We start from the raw sequence: 14,320 nt of genomic DNA, 5'->3' as shown, positions 1-14,320 counted from the left end.
CATATTTACGTGCGGGCGCGCTGCAATTGCAACGCGCCCGCACAAGGGCGCCGCGCAAGCCGCGCCGGTGCGGCGTCAGCCTGCGTCAGTGACGAAACGGGTGCAAGAAATGCGCCCGGCAACGGGGCGCAATGCATCCGGCCAGATGGAATGTGCTGGAGCATCATCGTCGGCGCCTGGAATTGATGCCGACGAACACGGCCAGCAGCATCAGAAAGCCGCCGAACAGCAGCGCGGAATTGACCAGCACCTGGCGCAGCCCGAGCGATTCGACGTCGATGAACGGATACGGATAGAAATCCGACAGGCTGCCGCGCCAGAACGTGATGCCGAGATAGGCGAGCGGATAGACGAGCCATAGCAGGCAGTGACGCAAGCGCAGATGGAAGCGTGGCACGAACAGCACCCAGTAGAGCGCGGCGAGCAATGGCAGCGCGCTGTGCAGCGACTCATTGAGCATGCGCCGGTAGGGCGACAGCGGCCACAGTCCGCGCAACAGCACGTTGTACGCGATGCCGACGAACACCATGTACGCGACCACCGCGGTCACGACGGTCGGCTGCCGGAAAAAGCGCACGAGCGGCGAGCGCTGCTTCCACAGCGCAACGCAGGTGAAGCAGAAGGCGCTGGCGAGCACCGTCAGATTGGTGAGGTAGCTGCTCATGCGCGCGAGCGCGTCGAACACGGTGAGACCGCGCGCGAGCGTGCGATCGATGGTCAGGTCGGCTTGCGCGAGGATCGCCATCCACGCGATCAGCGCAATCACCGTCGCCAACGTCAGCGACGACACACTGGGCGTATGCAGCGGCAGCTCGGACTCGCGCTGCGGAACGAGGGTAGGGCGCATGCGCTCGATTCTACGCGCGGTGCGCGCTCGCTCGCATGTGCTTTCTCGCGCATACGAGCCGGCGGTTGCGAAAATGCTACGGGGTACTACGGAGGTCGGATTGCTGACGACGAACGCGCTTAACCCTGTTGTGTTCCGACCCGTTATGATCGCGACTGCAGCCCTCGCTATTAACGGCGCCACGCGCGGCAAGCAGTCTCTATCGTCGCCGGTCGAAGAATCGCAAAGAAGCGGAGAGAAAGCATGAGAGCCAGCACCATTGCCGAACGGGAAGCGCGCGGCCGCGCCGCACGCGAGCATTCGAAACGCTCGAGCCATCGGGCGGTCGGCGAGTTGCACCGCGATCCGATCGAGCTGCTGAAACGAAGCAGCGCGGAGCGCGTCGAGAATCTGGTGCCGCTGCGCTATGGGCGCATGGCAGCCTCGCCGCTTGCGTTTCTTCGCGGCAGTGCGATTCTGCAAGCGCACGATCTGAGCAAGGTGCACGACAGCGGTCTTAGCATGCCGATCTGCGGCGACGGCCATCTGATGAATTTCGGCGGATTCGCGACACCCGAGCGGCAACTGGTCTTCGACCTGAACGATTTCGATGAAGTCTCGATCGGCCCGTTCGAATGGGACCTGAAACGCCTGTGCGCGAGCCTCGTCGTGGCCGCGCGGCAGATGCGCCTGAGCCGCGGGACCGCCGAGAGTCTCGTGATGACCGCGGTCGGTTCGTATCGCGATCGCGTCGCGCAATACGCGCAGTTCGGCGCGCTCGACCTGTGGTACGACCGCATCACGTTCGACCGCATGGCCGAGATCGCACTGACGCCCGAGCGCCGGCGCGCGGTGCGGCGTGCCATGGAAAAGGCCGCGAGCCGCACGCATCAAAGCCTGCTGGGAAAAATGGCGTCGTTCGACGGCACTCGTTGGACCATCCACGACACCCCGCCCGCGCTGTTTCATGTGCTCGGTGCGAACGCGCTGTTTACGGCCGAGGAAACCGAAACCTACCGGACCGGCAACATCGAAAAGATGATCGAGCTGGTGTGGGACGAGTACCGCAAGTCGATGTCGCACGATAGGCGCGATCTGCTCGATCAGTTCACGAGGCACGACGTCGTGTTCAAGGTGGCTGGCGTCGGCAGCGTCGGCACGCGTTGTCTGGTCGTGCTGCTCGTCGATCACATGGGCGAGCCGTTGTTCCTGCAGCTGAAGGAGGCGCGGCCATCGGTCATCGCGCAGTTCTACAAGTCGCCGACGGTCAAGCATCAGGGCGAGCGCGTCGTGCAAGGTCAGCGGCTGCTGCAAACCGCGAGCGACGTGTTCCTCGGCTGGGGGACGGGGCCGCGCGGGCGGCAGTTCTATTTCCGCCAACTGCGCGACATGAAGCTGTCCGCGAATATCGAGTTGTTCGACAGCGATCTGCTCGACGGCTACGCGCGGCTATGCGGCTGGATCATGGCGCGCGCGCATGCGAAGGCGAGCGGGCAGGCGATCGAGATCAGCGCGTACATCGGCCGCGGCGATCAGTTCGCCGAAGCGCTGAGCGGCTACGCGAGTGCCTACGCGGATCAGGTCGAGCGCGACTACGAGGTGTTCATCAAAGCGTGTCGCGCCGGCAAGCTCGAAGCGCGTACCGATGAGGAGATGGCGGCGGAATTTCGCGTGTAGCGCTGTTCGCGCCGAGTGTCACTTCACGCGTGTCGTCACGCATCGACGCGCGCTTCGCGCAGCGTGACGAACCGCAGATGCCGCTCGCGCGCTGCTTCGATCACGCTCGGCAGCACCGCGAGAATCAGCGGCTGGCCTTCGATCGTCAGCGCGGCGTTGCCATCGTGCAGCAACAGGATGTCGCGCGCGGCGAGGCCATCGAGCAGCCGCCGAGCGACCACGTGCGGGTTGCGCTCGCGCGTATCGTAGCCGCGCCGTGTCCACGCGGCGAGACGCAGATCGAGCTTGCGCAGCACCGGCTCCAGAAAGAGGTTGCGCAGTCCGGCGGGCGCACGGAAGAACATCGGCCGCGCGCCGCTGACGGATTCGAGCGTGCGTTGCGCCGCGGCGATCTCGCGCGTCAACGCGTGCGGAAACGTGACCGAAAACGTATGCACGTGCACCTGCGAATGATTTTCGAGCGCATGTCCACGCGCGACGATCTCACGCGCGAGCTGCGGATAGCGCTCGACCTTCGAGCCGATGCAGAAGAACGTCGCCCGCACGTCGAACGCGTCGAGCAGATCGAGCACTTTCGGCGTGACGACGGGATCGGGGCCGTCGTCGATGGTCAGCGCGATCGCATCCGCGTTGCGCGGGCTCGCGGGCAGTCGGGTCCAGTTCGGTCCGAGCAGCGTCGTGCGCGGCAACAGTCCGGTGATCGTAAACAGCGCGTGATTCGCGATGATCGAGGCGAGCCACCATGGCCACGCGGCTGGTGCAACAGCCACGCCGATCAGCACGATCACGTGCCAGCCGATCGTGCCGTTCAGCAGTGCGGAGTTGCGGCTACGCGGCCAGCGGCGCGACGGGTTCGGGCATTCATTCATCGAAACGTGCTTCCAGTACGCCTTCGTCCGTCCAGGGAAGGCTGTGAATCTTGCGCGCGATGCGCAACCGCGAACGATACCACTGTTGCGCGCGTCGACGTGCCGCGCTCGGCGGCCACGTACCCGGCGAAAGCGCGCTGAAAGACTCCCGCGGTTTGCGATCGCCGATTCGCTGTTGTATGGTGCGGAGCGAAAAGCGGCGCGCGTGTCGATGGCGATCGGACCGATTGCCGGAAAACGCGCGCGTCGCGACCCAATACGACAGGAGATGCGCGATGTGGCAAACAGGAAACGGCAAAGTGGCGCTGGTGACAGGCGCGGGCAGCGGCATCGGCCGCGCGTGCGCGCTGACGCTTGCGAAGCACGGCTATAGCGTGGTGCTCGCCGGACGCCGCCAGGCCGCGCTCGATGCGGTCGCGCAGGAAGCGCAAGCGCAGCACGGCGAAGCGCTCGCGGTGTCGTGCGACGTGACCGACGCCGACAGCGTCGCCGCGCTATTCGACACGATCCGCGCGCGCTTCGGCCGGCTCGACGTGCTGTTCAACAACGCGGGACGCAACGGCTCGCCCGTCGATCTCGACGAAGTGAGCATCGACGAATGGCGCTCGATCGTCGACACCAACCTGAACGGCGTATTCCTGTGCACGCGCGCGGCGTTCGGGCTGATGAAGACGCAAGACCCGCGCGGTGGCCGCATCATCAACAATGGCTCGATTTCCGCGCACGCGCCGCGTCCGAACAGCGCCGCCTACACGGCGACCAAACACGCGATCACCGGGCTCACGAAAGCGGTGTCGCTCGACGGCCGCAAATACGACATCGTGTGCGGGCAGATCGACATCGGCAACGCGGGAACCGAGATGGCCGCGCGGATGGCGCGCGGCGTGCCGCAAGCGAACGGCGAGATCGCGGTCGAGCCGCTGATGGACGTGCAGCATGTCGCCGACGCGGTGCTGCATATGGCGAGCCTGCCGCTGTCGGCGAACGTGCAGTTCATGACGATCATGGCGAGCAAGATGCCGTTCGTCGGGCGCGGCTGAGCGGCGCGCAGCACCGTCTCGCAAGCGGGAGCGGCGCGCGCGGGTTCAACTTATACTGGGCGCTCCGCCGTCTCTCCAGGCAAACCAAGCGCCGTGCCCCGCGCCAAACCCAGCGACGACCCGCCGCCGCAGCCGCCCGTGCGGCCCGATCTCGACGACTGCTGTCACAGCGGCTGCTCGCAGTGCGTGTTCGATCTCTACGACGAAGCACTGGAGCGCTACGAGATCGCGCTGGCTGCGTGGCAGAAGCGGCAGGCGCAGAAAGCGCGGCCAGCGCGGCGGCTGGACACGCAAGGCGCGAAGTCGAAGCCGCAGGCGGACGCGCGTCGCTCGACAGCCCGGCGCGGCAAACCGAACCCACACCGCTGATGCGCGCAAGCAACTCCACGTCCCCGTCATGACCGACCTTCAGCTCACGCCGACCGAATCCCTCGCCGACCCGCACACGCTCGACGATCTGCATCGCTTCGTGCAGCGTCATCCGCGCCTGTTCGTGCTGACCGGCGCCGGCATCAGCACCGACTCCGGCATTCCCGGCTATCGCGACGACAACGGCGCATGGAAGCGCTCGCCGCCGATCACGCTGCAGGAGTTCCTCGGCACGTTGGCGATGCGTCAGCGCTACTGGGCGCGCAGCATGGTCGGCTGGCCGCTGGTCGCGCGCGCGCAACCGAATGCCGCGCATGTCGCGCTTGCGCGGCTCGAAGCGGCCGGTCACGTGCCGACGCTGGTCACGCAGAACGTCGACGGCTTGCATCAGCGCGCGGGCAGCCGCGACGTGATCGAGCTGCATGGCGGCATCGACGGCGTCAGTTGTCTCGACTGCGGCATGCAGCATTCGCGCGCGGCGATCCAGCAGACGCTCGAAGCCGATAACCCCGCGCTGCTCGACGTCACGGCCGAAGCCGCCGCCGATGGCGACGCGCATCTCGAGTGGCACGATCTCGGCGGTTTTCGCGTGCCGGCATGCTCGAACTGCGGCGGGCTGCTGAAGCCGTCGGTGGTGTTCTTCGGCGAGAACGTGCCGAAGGCGCGGGTCGTTGCGGCGTCGCATGCGCTCGATGCGGCCGACGCGGTGCTGGTGGCGGGCTCGTCGCTGATGGTGTATTCCGGCTACCGCTTCTGCGTGTGGGCGCAGCGCCAGGGCAAGCCGATCGCGGCGATCAATCTGGGCCGCACGCGCGCCGATCCGCTGTTGTCGCTGAAGGTGGCCGCGCCGTGCGGCGATACCTTGAGCGCGCTCGCTGGGCTGCTGGCGGGCGCTTGAAAACGAGTACCTTCCGCGAATCACAATTAAAACCCGAGGAAACTGCATGCTGACGACGATCGAACAACTCGAAGCCCTCTACGCACAGCCAGCCGAGCGCTCGCTGCGCAAAGAGATCCCCTATGTCAACGACGACTACCGGGCGTTCATCGCGGCCGCGCCGTTCGCGGTGCTCGCGACGAGCGGCCCCGCCGGTCTCGACTGCTCGCCGCGCGGCGATGCGCCGGGCTTCGTGCGGGTCGTCGACGCACGCACGCTCGCGCTGCCGGACCGCCCCGGCAACAACCGGCTCGACAGCTTGCGCAACGTCATCGCCGATCCGCGCCTCGCGCTGCTGTTCGTGATCCCCGGTGTCGGCGAGACCTTGCGCGTGAACGGCCGCGGCCGAATCTCGAACGACGCGGCGCTGCTGGACAGTTTCGCCGTCGACGGTAAACTGCCGCGCACCGTGCTGCTGATCGACGTCGAGTCCGTGTACTTTCATTGCTCGAAGGCGATCGTGCGCTCGCGGCTGTGGGACCCGGCGCGGCATATCGAGCGCTCGCAACTGCCGAGCACGGGCGAGATCCTGCAACACATCTTCGCCGCGAACGATGGCGAAAAATTCGACGCGGCCGCCTACGATCGCGAGCTTCCCGAACGCGTGCGCGCCACGCTGTACTAACGTAAATCGCAAAACCGAAACGCAAGGCCGACCATGACCGATGCCCGGCAACATTCGCCATCCGCCGAACGCAATCGCGAACCGATCCTCGCCGTGCTGCGCGATGCGCTGCCGGCGCGCGGCCGCGTGCTCGAAATCGCGAGCGGCACTGGTGAGCACGCGATCTGGTTCGCCGGCGCGCTGCCCGGTCTCGACTGGCAGCCGAGCGACGCAGACGAAGAAGCACGCGAGTCGATTGCCGCGTGGACCGCGCACGCGGGGCTCGCGAACGTGCGCGAGCCGCTCGCGCTCGACGTGCATCAGCCGGACTGGGGCGTCGATGCGCTCGACGCGATGGTCTGCATCAACATGATCCACATCTCGCCGTGGAGCGCGGCGCAGGCACTCATCGACGGCGCGGGGCGGCGGCTCGTCGACGGCGGCGTGCTCTATCTATATGGTCCTTACCGGCGCGGCGGCGCGCATACGGCACCGAGCAACGAAGCGTTCGAGCAGTGGCTGAAGAGTCGCAATCCCGAATGGGGAGTGCGCGATATGGAAGCGATCGTTGCGCTCGGCGACGCGGCGGGGCTCACGTGCGAACGGGTGGTCGCGATGCCTGCGAACAACTTCAGTCTGGTGTTCAGGAAGCGGGCAGGGTAGCGGGAAGATCGACGGGGCGTGCATTCGTTCGTGTCGTCCGCCAAACCTCAGTCCGATTCCAGGCCGAACCCTCCGCGCAAGCGCCGACGCGCGCACAATAGCTGTCTACCCGGCGTTACGCGCAAGTTGGAGCACGGCAGGAGCACCGCAGCAGCACGAGCAACCGGCGTGCTTGCCCGCCCTCAAGCGGCAGGCGCGCGTTTCTTTTATCCTTTCACCCTCGACGCCGCGCCGGTGTTTTTGCAGCGCGGCGCCACGACATTTATTGGACTCTGGAGAATTCAAATGAGCAAACAGGCAATCGGCGTGGTGGGGCTGGCGGTGATGGGCCGCAATCTGGCGCTCAACATCGAGAGCCGCGGCCACGCGGTGTCGGTCTACAACCGTAGCCGCGCGAAAACCGACGAACTCATCGCCGAATTTCCGGACCGCAAACTGGTGCCGGCTTTCACGCTGGAAGAATTCGTCGACTCGCTCGAAAAGCCGCGCCGCATTCTGATGATGGTCAAGGCGGGCGAGCCGACCGACGCAACCATTGCCTCGCTCAAGCCGCTGCTCGAAAAAGGCGACATCCTGATCGATGGCGGCAACACACCCTTCACCGACACGATCCGCCGCAACCAGGAACTCGCGAAGGCCGGTCTGCATTTCATCGGCACCGGCGTGTCGGGCGGCGAGGAAGGCGCGCTGAAAGGCCCGTCGATCATGCCAGGCGGCCAGCGCGACGCGTACGACCTGGTCGCGCCGATCCTCACCGAGATCGCCGCGAAGGCGCCGGACGGCGAGCCCTGCGTCGCGTACATGGGACCGGACGGCGCGGGCCACTTCGTGAAGATGGTGCACAACGGCATCGAGTACGGCGACATGCAGCTGATCGCCGAGAGTTATGCGGTGTTGAAGCAGGTCGTCGGCTTGTCGAACGAGGAACTCGGCAAGGTCTATACCGAGTGGAACCAGGGCGAGCTCGACAGCTATCTGATCGAAATCACCTCGAAGATCTTCAGCAAGAAGGACGACGAAACGGGCAAGGACCTCGTCGACGTGATCCTCGACCGTGCCGCGCAGAAGGGCACCGGCAAGTGGACCAGCCAGAACGCGCTCGACCTCGGCGCACCGCTGCCGCTGATCACCGAGGCGGTGTTCGCGCGCGTGCTGTCGTCGCTGAAGACGCAGCGCGTGGCCGCGAGCAAGGTGCTCGAAGGGCCGCGGGCCAAGCCGCTCGAAGGCGCGAAAGAGGCGTTCATCGAATCGGTGCGCCGCGCGCTGTACTTCAGCAAGGTGATCTCGTACGCGCAGGGCTTCGCGCAGTTGCGCGCAGCGTCGGAAGAGTACAAGTGGGATCTCGACTACGGCACGATCGCGAAGATCTTCCGCGCGGGCTGCATCATCCGCGCGCGCTTCCTGCAGAAAATCACCGACGCCTACACGAAGGACAAGGCGCTCGCGAACCTGCTGCTCGATCCGTACTTCCGCGACATCGCGAAGAACTACCAGGCGGCGCTGCGCGAAGTCGTGGTGGCCGCAGTCAATGCGGGCGTGCCGGTACCGGCGTTCGCGTCGGCGATCGCGTATTTCGACGCTTACCGCTCTGAGCGTCTGCCCGCGAACCTCGTGCAGGCGCAGCGCGACTTCTTCGGCGCGCATACGTTCGAACGCATCGATAAGCCAGGCAGCTTCCACGCCCAGTGGAGCTAAGGGGTTGAAAAAATGGCCCGGCGCGCGATGGTGACAGCGCGCCGGGCCATTGTTGCGTTTGGATCGGCAAGCAGGCGCCGCATTATTGCCAAATATATCGAGGGTTAGCTGTAAGCCTAGCAAATGCGAAATGATTATTGCGTTGGTAGAAATAGAATTTCGCCGGTTTAAGGGTTTACCCTAGATCGTGACGCCTCTAAACTTGTTTTCAATCGCTGAGGGAAAAGCAGAAACCCCGAAGCGCACCACAACAAGTCCTTTGGAGGTTTAATCATGAAGACCCTGATTTCCGCAGTTGCAATCGCCGCCGCCCTCGTTGTTCCGGTCGCTTCGTTCGCTCAAGCCAGCCAGCCGGTGACGCGCGCTCAGGTTCGCGCTCAACTGATCCAACTCGAACAGGCCGGCTACAACCCGTCCGCCAACGACGTCAACTACCCGGCCGACATCCAGGCAGCGCAAGCACGCGTCGATGCGCAGCGCGGCACGGCCGTCGCAGCCAACCGCGCGGACACCAGCGGCTACGGCGCTCCGGCTGCCGGCACGTCGCAAGCAGGCCACGCCGTCGTTCCGGCGAAGGCCAACCGTAACTCGGTGTACTTCGGCAGCTGATCGCAGTAGCAGTGTGCAGGTGTAGTGGGTAGTCGTAGTCCGTTGTAGACCTCGCTTCGTGGAATAGCACGAGCGCGGCGGGCAAGAAAAAACGCCATCCAGTTCGATCGGATGGCGTTTTGTCGTTTACGGCGCCGTGCTGCGGCGGGTTCGCGTCAATGCAGGGTTCGCTGCCGCCGGCCGATGTCATCGAACAGCGCGCGGCTCGGCTCCAGCGCGAGAAGCCACGATTCGTCGTAGCCGCTCAGATTGTCGAGCGCCTCGCGCAGACGCTCGATCGCCACCGCGGGCAGCTCGACGCTCGCCTCGACCCCGCTCGACAGCCTCGCGACGCTCGCCAGTTGCACGAGCGCATCGGCGGCCTCGGCGACGTCGGCGGCGAAAATCAGGTGGGTGTTCAGCAGCTCGACGAGGCCGGCAGACGCCGCCACATCGTCGACGTTGAGTTGCACGGCCAGAAAGGTGGCTTTGTTCATCCTCGATTCCTCCCAGAATCCCAACGTTGTCGTGAACTGCTCCGCGCGGCTTGACTGAGTATAGGCGATGGCCGATTGCCCGCAACAATCGGACGAATCGGCCGTGGCGGCTTGCCCGCCGAGACGCGCGGGCCATGCGACCTATAATAGGCCAGCCGCGCAAGCGCCGTCGCCGTGGGCGGACGGCGCCGCCCGCGGGGTTTGCGCGCTTGCCAATTGCTCATCGACCATGAAGATCATCCGCAGCAAAAGCTTTACCGCGCCGCGTGCCTGGGGTGCGCTCGACATCGCGAACATGAACGGCATCACCACGCGTCTGCATTGGACCGACCAGCCGTACAAGTGGCACGTGAACGACGGCGAGGAAGTGTTCGCCGTGCTCGACGGGCGCGTCGAGATGCGCTATCGCGAAGACGGCGTCGAACGTTCGACGGTGCTCGAAACGGGCGACGTGTTCTACGCGACGGTCGGCACCGAGCATGTTGCGCATCCGCTCGGCGCGGCACGGGTGCTGGTCGTCGAGACGCAAGGAAGCGTCTGAAGAACACGGCAGTTTGACGGCGCGCGCCAGCGCGGCGCGCGTGTGGGGCTCGCGCATAATATCCACGCGTCAACAGACAGCCGCGACCTTACGCAAGCGTGGCGGCACGGCAATTGCAGCGGCGTCGATTGAATCGGAACGAGACACACGTCGAGGAAAATCAGATGACACAACAATGGCAACCGACGGCCATCCGCCTGCTGATCGCGGCGGCGCTCGGCGTGGCGATCGCCGGCTGCACGACGATGCCGTGGGAAAGCACGCCGTTCTACAACAACGCGCCGTCGAGCGCGACCAGTCTCGCGACCGTCCCGGTGCCCGCCGGCTTCTACCGCGTCAATCCGGGCGACACGCTGGCCGGCATCGCCTCGGCGTACGGACGCAAGCCGCAGGAAATCGCGGCCTGGAACGGCTTGCCGGTCAACGCGGCGGTCGCGCCCGGTCAGGTGCTGCGCGTTTCTCCGCCGATGGCCTCGGGCAGCGTGGTCACGCCGCCCGTTGCAGTGACGCCGAGTGCGCCGGCTGCGCCGGCCGCGCCGGGCGCGGCGGCGAACGTGCCGCCGGGCGCCGTCCCCGGTGCGCCAGCCCCCGCGGCCGGGCCCCAGCAGGGCGTGCTGCAATGGCCGTTGCGCGGGCCGATCCTGCGCGCGTTCGCGCCGGGCAAATACAACGGCATCGTGATCGGCGGGCAACCCGGCGATCCGGTCAAGGCCGCGGCGACCGGCCGCGTGGTCTACGCAGGCACCGGCATCGAAGCCTACGGCCCGCTCATCATCATCAAGCACAACGACTCGCTGATCACCGCGTACGGCCAGAACAGCCAATTGCTCGTCAAGGAAGGCGACGCGGTCGCGCAGGGGCAGACGATCGGCGAGGTCGGGGTCGATAGCCGCGGTGCCGCGTCGATCCAGTTCGAAGTGCGCCAGAACGGCCAGCCGGTCGATCCGCTGCAGTGGCTGCCCAAGCCGGGCGGATGAGCGCCCCCGTCGCGTCTATTGATTCAGTGTCTATCGACTCCTCGCAGTCGGATCGGCGCGCCTTGCGGGGACGCGCCGATTTTCAGCGTCGCCTGAATTGAATACACTGTATGGCTCGTTTGCCGGCGCGTACGCGTTCCCCCCGGAGCGCACGCGCGGCCGGCTGCCGTAGGTTGTCATCCATGGACGCACAGGGACACACAATGATCGATTTGCGCAGCGATACCGTTACCCGCCCGACTCCGCCGATGCTCGCGGCGATGTCGGCGGCCGAAGTCGGCGACGACGTCTGGGGCGACGACCCCACCGTACTGCGTCTGCAGGCCACGCTGGCCGAGCGCACCGGCAAAGAAGCGGGGCTGTTCTTCCCGAGCGGCACGCAAAGCAACCTCGCCGCGTTGATGGCGCACTGCGCGCGCGGCGACGAATACATCGTCGGCCAGCTTGCGCACACCTACAAATACGAGGGTGGTGGCGCGGCCGTGCTCGGCAGCATCCAACCGCAGCCGCTCGAAAACGCCGCCGACGGCTCGATCCCGCTCGACAAGATCGCCGCCGCGATCAAGCCGATCGACGATCACTTCGCGCGCACGCGGCTGCTCGCGCTGGAAAATACGATCGGCGGCAAGGTGCTGCCGGCTCAGTACGTCGCCGACGCGACGCAGCTCGCGCGCGAGCGCGGCCTCGCGACCCACCTCGACGGCGCGCGCGTGTTCAACGCGGCGGTCGCGTCGGGCAAGCCGGTCGCGGCGCTCGCCGAGCCGTTCGATTCGGTGTCGATCTGCTTTTCGAAGGGACTGGGCGCGCCGGTCGGCTCGGTGCTGGTCGGCAGCCGCGCGCTGATCGACGTCGCGCATCGCTGGCGCAAGGTGCTCGGCGGCGGCATGCGCCAGGCTGGGGTGCTCGCGGCCGCCTGCCTGTATGCGCTCGATCACAACGTCGAGCGTCTTGCCGACGATCACGCGAACGCCGCGCATCTGGCGGCGGGGCTGGAGACCATCGAGCAGGTGAAGGTGCAGTCGCTCGCAACGAACATGGTGTTCGCGCAGTTTCCGCAGCAGCATTGCGCGCCGCTCGAGGCATGGCTCAAGGAGCGCGGCATCCTCACGCAGATGCTGTATGCATCGCGCTTCGTCACGCACATGGATGTGTCGAGCGACGATATCGACTCGTTCATCGACGCGGTGAAGGGGTATTTCGCGGCACGTTGATCGCGCTGCATTGGTCGGAAGCGAGGCGGCTCGCGTAGTTGCCGCCTCGTCTTCCCGCACCGGCTTCAACTCATGCGCGGTTCGTTCGAGCCGCGCTTCCTGCAAGCTTTATCCTCGTCTCGCGTGCCGTCCGGCGCACATCTCACTTGACCGCCGCCTTCGCCTGCACGCCCGCGCGATGCGATGGCGCGAAGAGCCGCAAGCCGCTCGCGAGGCTCGCCGCGCCGGCAAAGAATGCGCCGAGGCCGAGCGCGAGCGTCGGTCCATGCTGGCGTCCGGCGATGCCGAAGCACAGCGCGACCAGCGCGGCACCGGTCGCCTGGCCGATTAGCCGCGCGGTCGCGACGATGCCGCTGGCGCCGCCGCTGCGCTCCGGCGGCGCGCTCGCCATCAGCGCCTTCAGGTTCGGCGACTGGAAAAAGCCGAAGCCCGCGCCGCAGATCGCCATGCGGATGCCGATGTCGAGCACGTGCGGATGGGCGGGCAGCATCGCCAGCGAAGCCATCCCCGCCGACAGCACCGCGAGCCCGACCGCGCCGAGCAGCCCCGGCGGATAGCGGTCCGACAGGCCGCCCGCGAGCGGCGCGGCAAGCGCGACCACGACGGGCCACGGCGTCATCAGGAAGCCGGTTTCGACCTGGCTGCGCAGCAGCACGTCCTCGAAATAGAACGGCAGCGACACGAATGCGAGGCTCTGCGCGGCGAACGAGCAGACGGCCGTCACCGCCGACAGCGCGAACACTGGCCGCTTGAACAGATCGACGGGCAGCATCGGCGCGGAGTGACCCGCCTCGCGGCGAATCAGCAGCAGCCCGAACACGACGGCGACCGCCGCGGCGCTGAGCACGATCTGCATCGACGCGCGTTGCGCCGCCTCGCCGAGCGCGAAGATCAGCGCGGCGAACGTGACCACGTTGAGCAGCGCCGCCAGCGGATCGAACTGATGCCGGCCCTGCGCGGTATGCGGCAGCGCCGGCATCGCAAAGCTCAGCGCGAGGACGCCGAGCGGCACGTTGACCGCGAATAGCCACGGCCACGTTGCGACCGACAGAATCAGCGACGCCACCGTCGGCCCGACCGCGAACGACACGCCGACGATCAGCGCATTGGTGCCGAGCCCGCGACCGAGCCGATGCGGCGGGTACAGATAGCGGATCAGCGCGGTGTTGACGCTCATGATCGCGCTGGCGCCCAGGCCCTGCACGATCCGCGCGGCGGCGAGCAGCGGCAGCGTCGGCGCCAGAGCGCAGCCGAGCGAACTCAGCGTGAACAGCGCGATGCCGCCGATATAGATACGCCGATGCCCGACGATATCGCCGAGCGCGGCGAGCGGCAGCAGCGTCGCGACCATCGCGAGCTGATACGCGTTGATGATCCAGACCGACGCGGCCGGCGCCGCGTGCAGGTCGCCGGCGATCGCGGGCAGCGCGGTGTTGGCGATCGCGGTATCGAGCGTGGCGAGCGCGACGGCGAGCATGATCGCGGCCATCGCGCGGCGATTGGCGGCCGACATCGGGCCGTCGGCGGGGAGTGCCGGCGTGGAGACGCCGACGGTAGAGCTGAGCTTATCGGACAAGGCGTGGCTCGTCGGGTTGGGCATGCCGCTGTCGGCCGCTTCCAGAGAGGCGACGCGCGCACGGCGGTTTTGTTGTGGGCGAGTTGGCGCGCTGTCCGGACCACGGCGGATGAGCGTGGCGGCTGGTGCGGCGCAACGTCGCGATTGTTGCAGAGACGGCACGATCGTGCAGGGAGGCGGGCAGGCGGCCGAAGAAGAGGCGCTGGGATCTGATAGTAACGCAACTAACCGTCAACCCGCCCAGCATCTG

15 protein-coding genes are annotated in these 14,320 nt (G+C 66.6%); 11 read left to right on the top strand and 4 right to left on the bottom strand.

Going from position 1 to position 14,320, the window contains the following annotated elements:
- Positions 1–163: 163 nt before the first annotated feature.
- On the bottom strand, positions 164–847 hold the full coding sequence (locus tag AB4Y34_RS10180; protein ID WP_368715943.1) for a Pr6Pr family membrane protein: 684 nt from the start codon (positions 845–847) through the stop codon (positions 164–166).
- Positions 848–1,090: 243 nt separating this feature from the next.
- Between AB4Y34_RS10180 and AB4Y34_RS10175 the strand changes: the two genes are divergently transcribed.
- On the top strand, positions 1,091–2,503 hold the full coding sequence (locus AB4Y34_RS10175) for a DUF2252 domain-containing protein (RefSeq protein WP_368715942.1): 1,413 nt from the start codon (positions 1,091–1,093) through the stop codon (positions 2,501–2,503).
- A gap of 35 nt (positions 2,504–2,538) precedes the next feature.
- Here AB4Y34_RS10175 and AB4Y34_RS10170 read toward each other — a convergent pair whose 3' ends face one another.
- The gene (locus AB4Y34_RS10170; protein WP_368715941.1) at positions 2,539–3,372 is read right to left on the bottom strand and encodes a polysaccharide deacetylase family protein; all 834 of its coding nucleotides are present in this window, start codon (positions 3,370–3,372) and stop codon (positions 2,539–2,541) included.
- A gap of 275 nt (positions 3,373–3,647) precedes the next feature.
- Between AB4Y34_RS10170 and AB4Y34_RS10165 the strand changes: the two genes are divergently transcribed.
- The 7 genes from AB4Y34_RS10165 (at position 3,648) to AB4Y34_RS10135 (ending at position 9,289) form a co-directional block, all read left to right on the top strand.
- On the top strand, positions 3,648–4,412 hold the full coding sequence (locus AB4Y34_RS10165; RefSeq protein WP_368715940.1) for an SDR family oxidoreductase: 765 nt from the start codon (positions 3,648–3,650) through the stop codon (positions 4,410–4,412).
- Positions 4,413–4,505: 93 nt separating this feature from the next.
- The gene (locus tag AB4Y34_RS10160; protein WP_368715939.1) at positions 4,506–4,781 is read left to right on the top strand and encodes an oxidoreductase-like domain-containing protein; all 276 of its coding nucleotides are present in this window, start codon (positions 4,506–4,508) and stop codon (positions 4,779–4,781) included.
- A 28-nt stretch (positions 4,782–4,809) separates the two neighbouring features.
- Positions 4,810–5,679 carry an NAD-dependent protein deacetylase gene (locus tag AB4Y34_RS10155; RefSeq protein ID WP_176384249.1) on the top strand — a complete coding sequence of 290 codons (870 nt, stop codon included), beginning with the start codon at positions 4,810–4,812 and terminating at the stop codon, positions 5,677–5,679.
- 46 nt (positions 5,680–5,725) lie between these two features.
- A complete protein-coding gene (locus AB4Y34_RS10150; RefSeq protein WP_176384247.1) occupies positions 5,726–6,343 on the top strand; it encodes a pyridoxamine 5'-phosphate oxidase family protein in 618 nt (205 codons plus the stop codon).
- Positions 6,344–6,376: 33 nt separating this feature from the next.
- Positions 6,377–6,985 (top strand): DUF938 domain-containing protein, encoded by a 609-nt coding sequence (locus tag AB4Y34_RS10145; RefSeq protein WP_368715938.1) that lies wholly within the window; start codon positions 6,377–6,379, stop codon positions 6,983–6,985.
- 285 nt (positions 6,986–7,270) lie between these two features.
- A complete protein-coding gene (gene gndA, locus AB4Y34_RS10140) occupies positions 7,271–8,680 on the top strand; it encodes an NADP-dependent phosphogluconate dehydrogenase (protein ID WP_176368393.1) in 1,410 nt (469 codons plus the stop codon).
- Between the two features lie 273 nt (positions 8,681–8,953).
- On the top strand, positions 8,954–9,289 hold the full coding sequence (locus AB4Y34_RS10135; protein ID WP_176368394.1) for a DUF4148 domain-containing protein: 336 nt from the start codon (positions 8,954–8,956) through the stop codon (positions 9,287–9,289).
- A gap of 155 nt (positions 9,290–9,444) precedes the next feature.
- Here the strand turns inward: AB4Y34_RS10135 and AB4Y34_RS10130 are convergent, their stop codons facing one another.
- Positions 9,445–9,765 (bottom strand): hypothetical protein, encoded by a 321-nt coding sequence (locus AB4Y34_RS10130; RefSeq protein WP_013091261.1) that lies wholly within the window; start codon positions 9,763–9,765, stop codon positions 9,445–9,447.
- A gap of 229 nt (positions 9,766–9,994) precedes the next feature.
- On the opposite strand from AB4Y34_RS10130, the gene AB4Y34_RS10125 reads away from it, so the two are divergent.
- The 3 genes from AB4Y34_RS10125 to ltaE all read left to right on the top strand — a co-directional run bounded on the left by AB4Y34_RS10125 (position 9,995) and on the right by ltaE (position 12,494).
- Entirely contained in the window at positions 9,995–10,306 is a 312-nt protein-coding gene (locus tag AB4Y34_RS10125; protein WP_176120746.1) for a cupin domain-containing protein, read from the top strand.
- 164 nt (positions 10,307–10,470) lie between these two features.
- Positions 10,471–11,283: a peptidoglycan DD-metalloendopeptidase family protein gene (locus tag AB4Y34_RS10120; RefSeq protein WP_368715937.1), complete on the top strand. Its 813-nt coding sequence runs from the start codon at positions 10,471–10,473 to the stop codon at positions 11,281–11,283.
- Between the two features lie 203 nt (positions 11,284–11,486).
- Entirely contained in the window at positions 11,487–12,494 is a 1,008-nt protein-coding gene (gene ltaE / locus AB4Y34_RS10115) for a low-specificity L-threonine aldolase (RefSeq protein WP_368715936.1), read from the top strand.
- Between the two features lie 142 nt (positions 12,495–12,636).
- On the opposite strand, the gene AB4Y34_RS10110 is transcribed toward ltaE, so the two are convergent.
- Positions 12,637–14,007, bottom strand: a complete 1,371-nt coding sequence (locus AB4Y34_RS10110) for an MFS transporter (protein ID WP_368589487.1) — start codon at positions 14,005–14,007, stop codon at positions 12,637–12,639.
- Positions 14,008–14,320 lie beyond the last annotated feature (313 nt).

The sequence above is a fragment of the Paraburkholderia sp. BR10954 genome (assembly GCF_040965775.1).
Classification (GTDB): domain Bacteria; phylum Pseudomonadota; class Gammaproteobacteria; order Burkholderiales; family Burkholderiaceae; genus Paraburkholderia; species Paraburkholderia youngii.
Note: the sequence above shows the minus strand (reverse complement) of the source record. Positions and strands in the feature narration are given on the sequence as shown.

What these genes read in the sequence shown, in the direction of transcription:
- AB4Y34_RS10180 (WP_368715943.1), bottom strand. Translation starts at nt 847, where the DNA reads ATGCGCCCTACCCTCGTTCCGCAGCGCGAGTCCGAGCTGCCGCTGCAT.
- AB4Y34_RS10175 (WP_368715942.1), top strand. Translation starts at nt 1,091, where the DNA reads ATGAGAGCCAGCACCATTGCCGAACGGGAAGCGCGCGGCCGCGCCGCA.
- AB4Y34_RS10170 (WP_368715941.1), bottom strand. Translation starts at nt 3,372, where the DNA reads ATGAATGAATGCCCGAACCCGTCGCGCCGCTGGCCGCGTAGCCGCAAC.
- AB4Y34_RS10165 (WP_368715940.1), top strand. Translation starts at nt 3,648, where the DNA reads ATGTGGCAAACAGGAAACGGCAAAGTGGCGCTGGTGACAGGCGCGGGC.
- AB4Y34_RS10155 (WP_176384249.1), top strand. Translation starts at nt 4,810, where the DNA reads ATGACCGACCTTCAGCTCACGCCGACCGAATCCCTCGCCGACCCGCAC.
- AB4Y34_RS10150 (WP_176384247.1), top strand. Translation starts at nt 5,726, where the DNA reads ATGCTGACGACGATCGAACAACTCGAAGCCCTCTACGCACAGCCAGCC.
- AB4Y34_RS10145 (WP_368715938.1), top strand. Translation starts at nt 6,377, where the DNA reads ATGACCGATGCCCGGCAACATTCGCCATCCGCCGAACGCAATCGCGAA.
- gndA (WP_176368393.1), top strand. Translation starts at nt 7,271, where the DNA reads ATGAGCAAACAGGCAATCGGCGTGGTGGGGCTGGCGGTGATGGGCCGC.
- AB4Y34_RS10135 (WP_176368394.1), top strand. Translation starts at nt 8,954, where the DNA reads ATGAAGACCCTGATTTCCGCAGTTGCAATCGCCGCCGCCCTCGTTGTT.
- AB4Y34_RS10130 (WP_013091261.1), bottom strand. Translation starts at nt 9,765, where the DNA reads ATGAACAAAGCCACCTTTCTGGCCGTGCAACTCAACGTCGACGATGTG.
- AB4Y34_RS10125 (WP_176120746.1), top strand. Translation starts at nt 9,995, where the DNA reads ATGAAGATCATCCGCAGCAAAAGCTTTACCGCGCCGCGTGCCTGGGGT.
- AB4Y34_RS10120 (WP_368715937.1), top strand. Translation starts at nt 10,471, where the DNA reads ATGACACAACAATGGCAACCGACGGCCATCCGCCTGCTGATCGCGGCG.
- ltaE (WP_368715936.1), top strand. Translation starts at nt 11,487, where the DNA reads ATGATCGATTTGCGCAGCGATACCGTTACCCGCCCGACTCCGCCGATG.
- AB4Y34_RS10110 (WP_368589487.1), bottom strand. Translation starts at nt 14,007, where the DNA reads ATGTCGGCCGCCAATCGCCGCGCGATGGCCGCGATCATGCTCGCCGTC.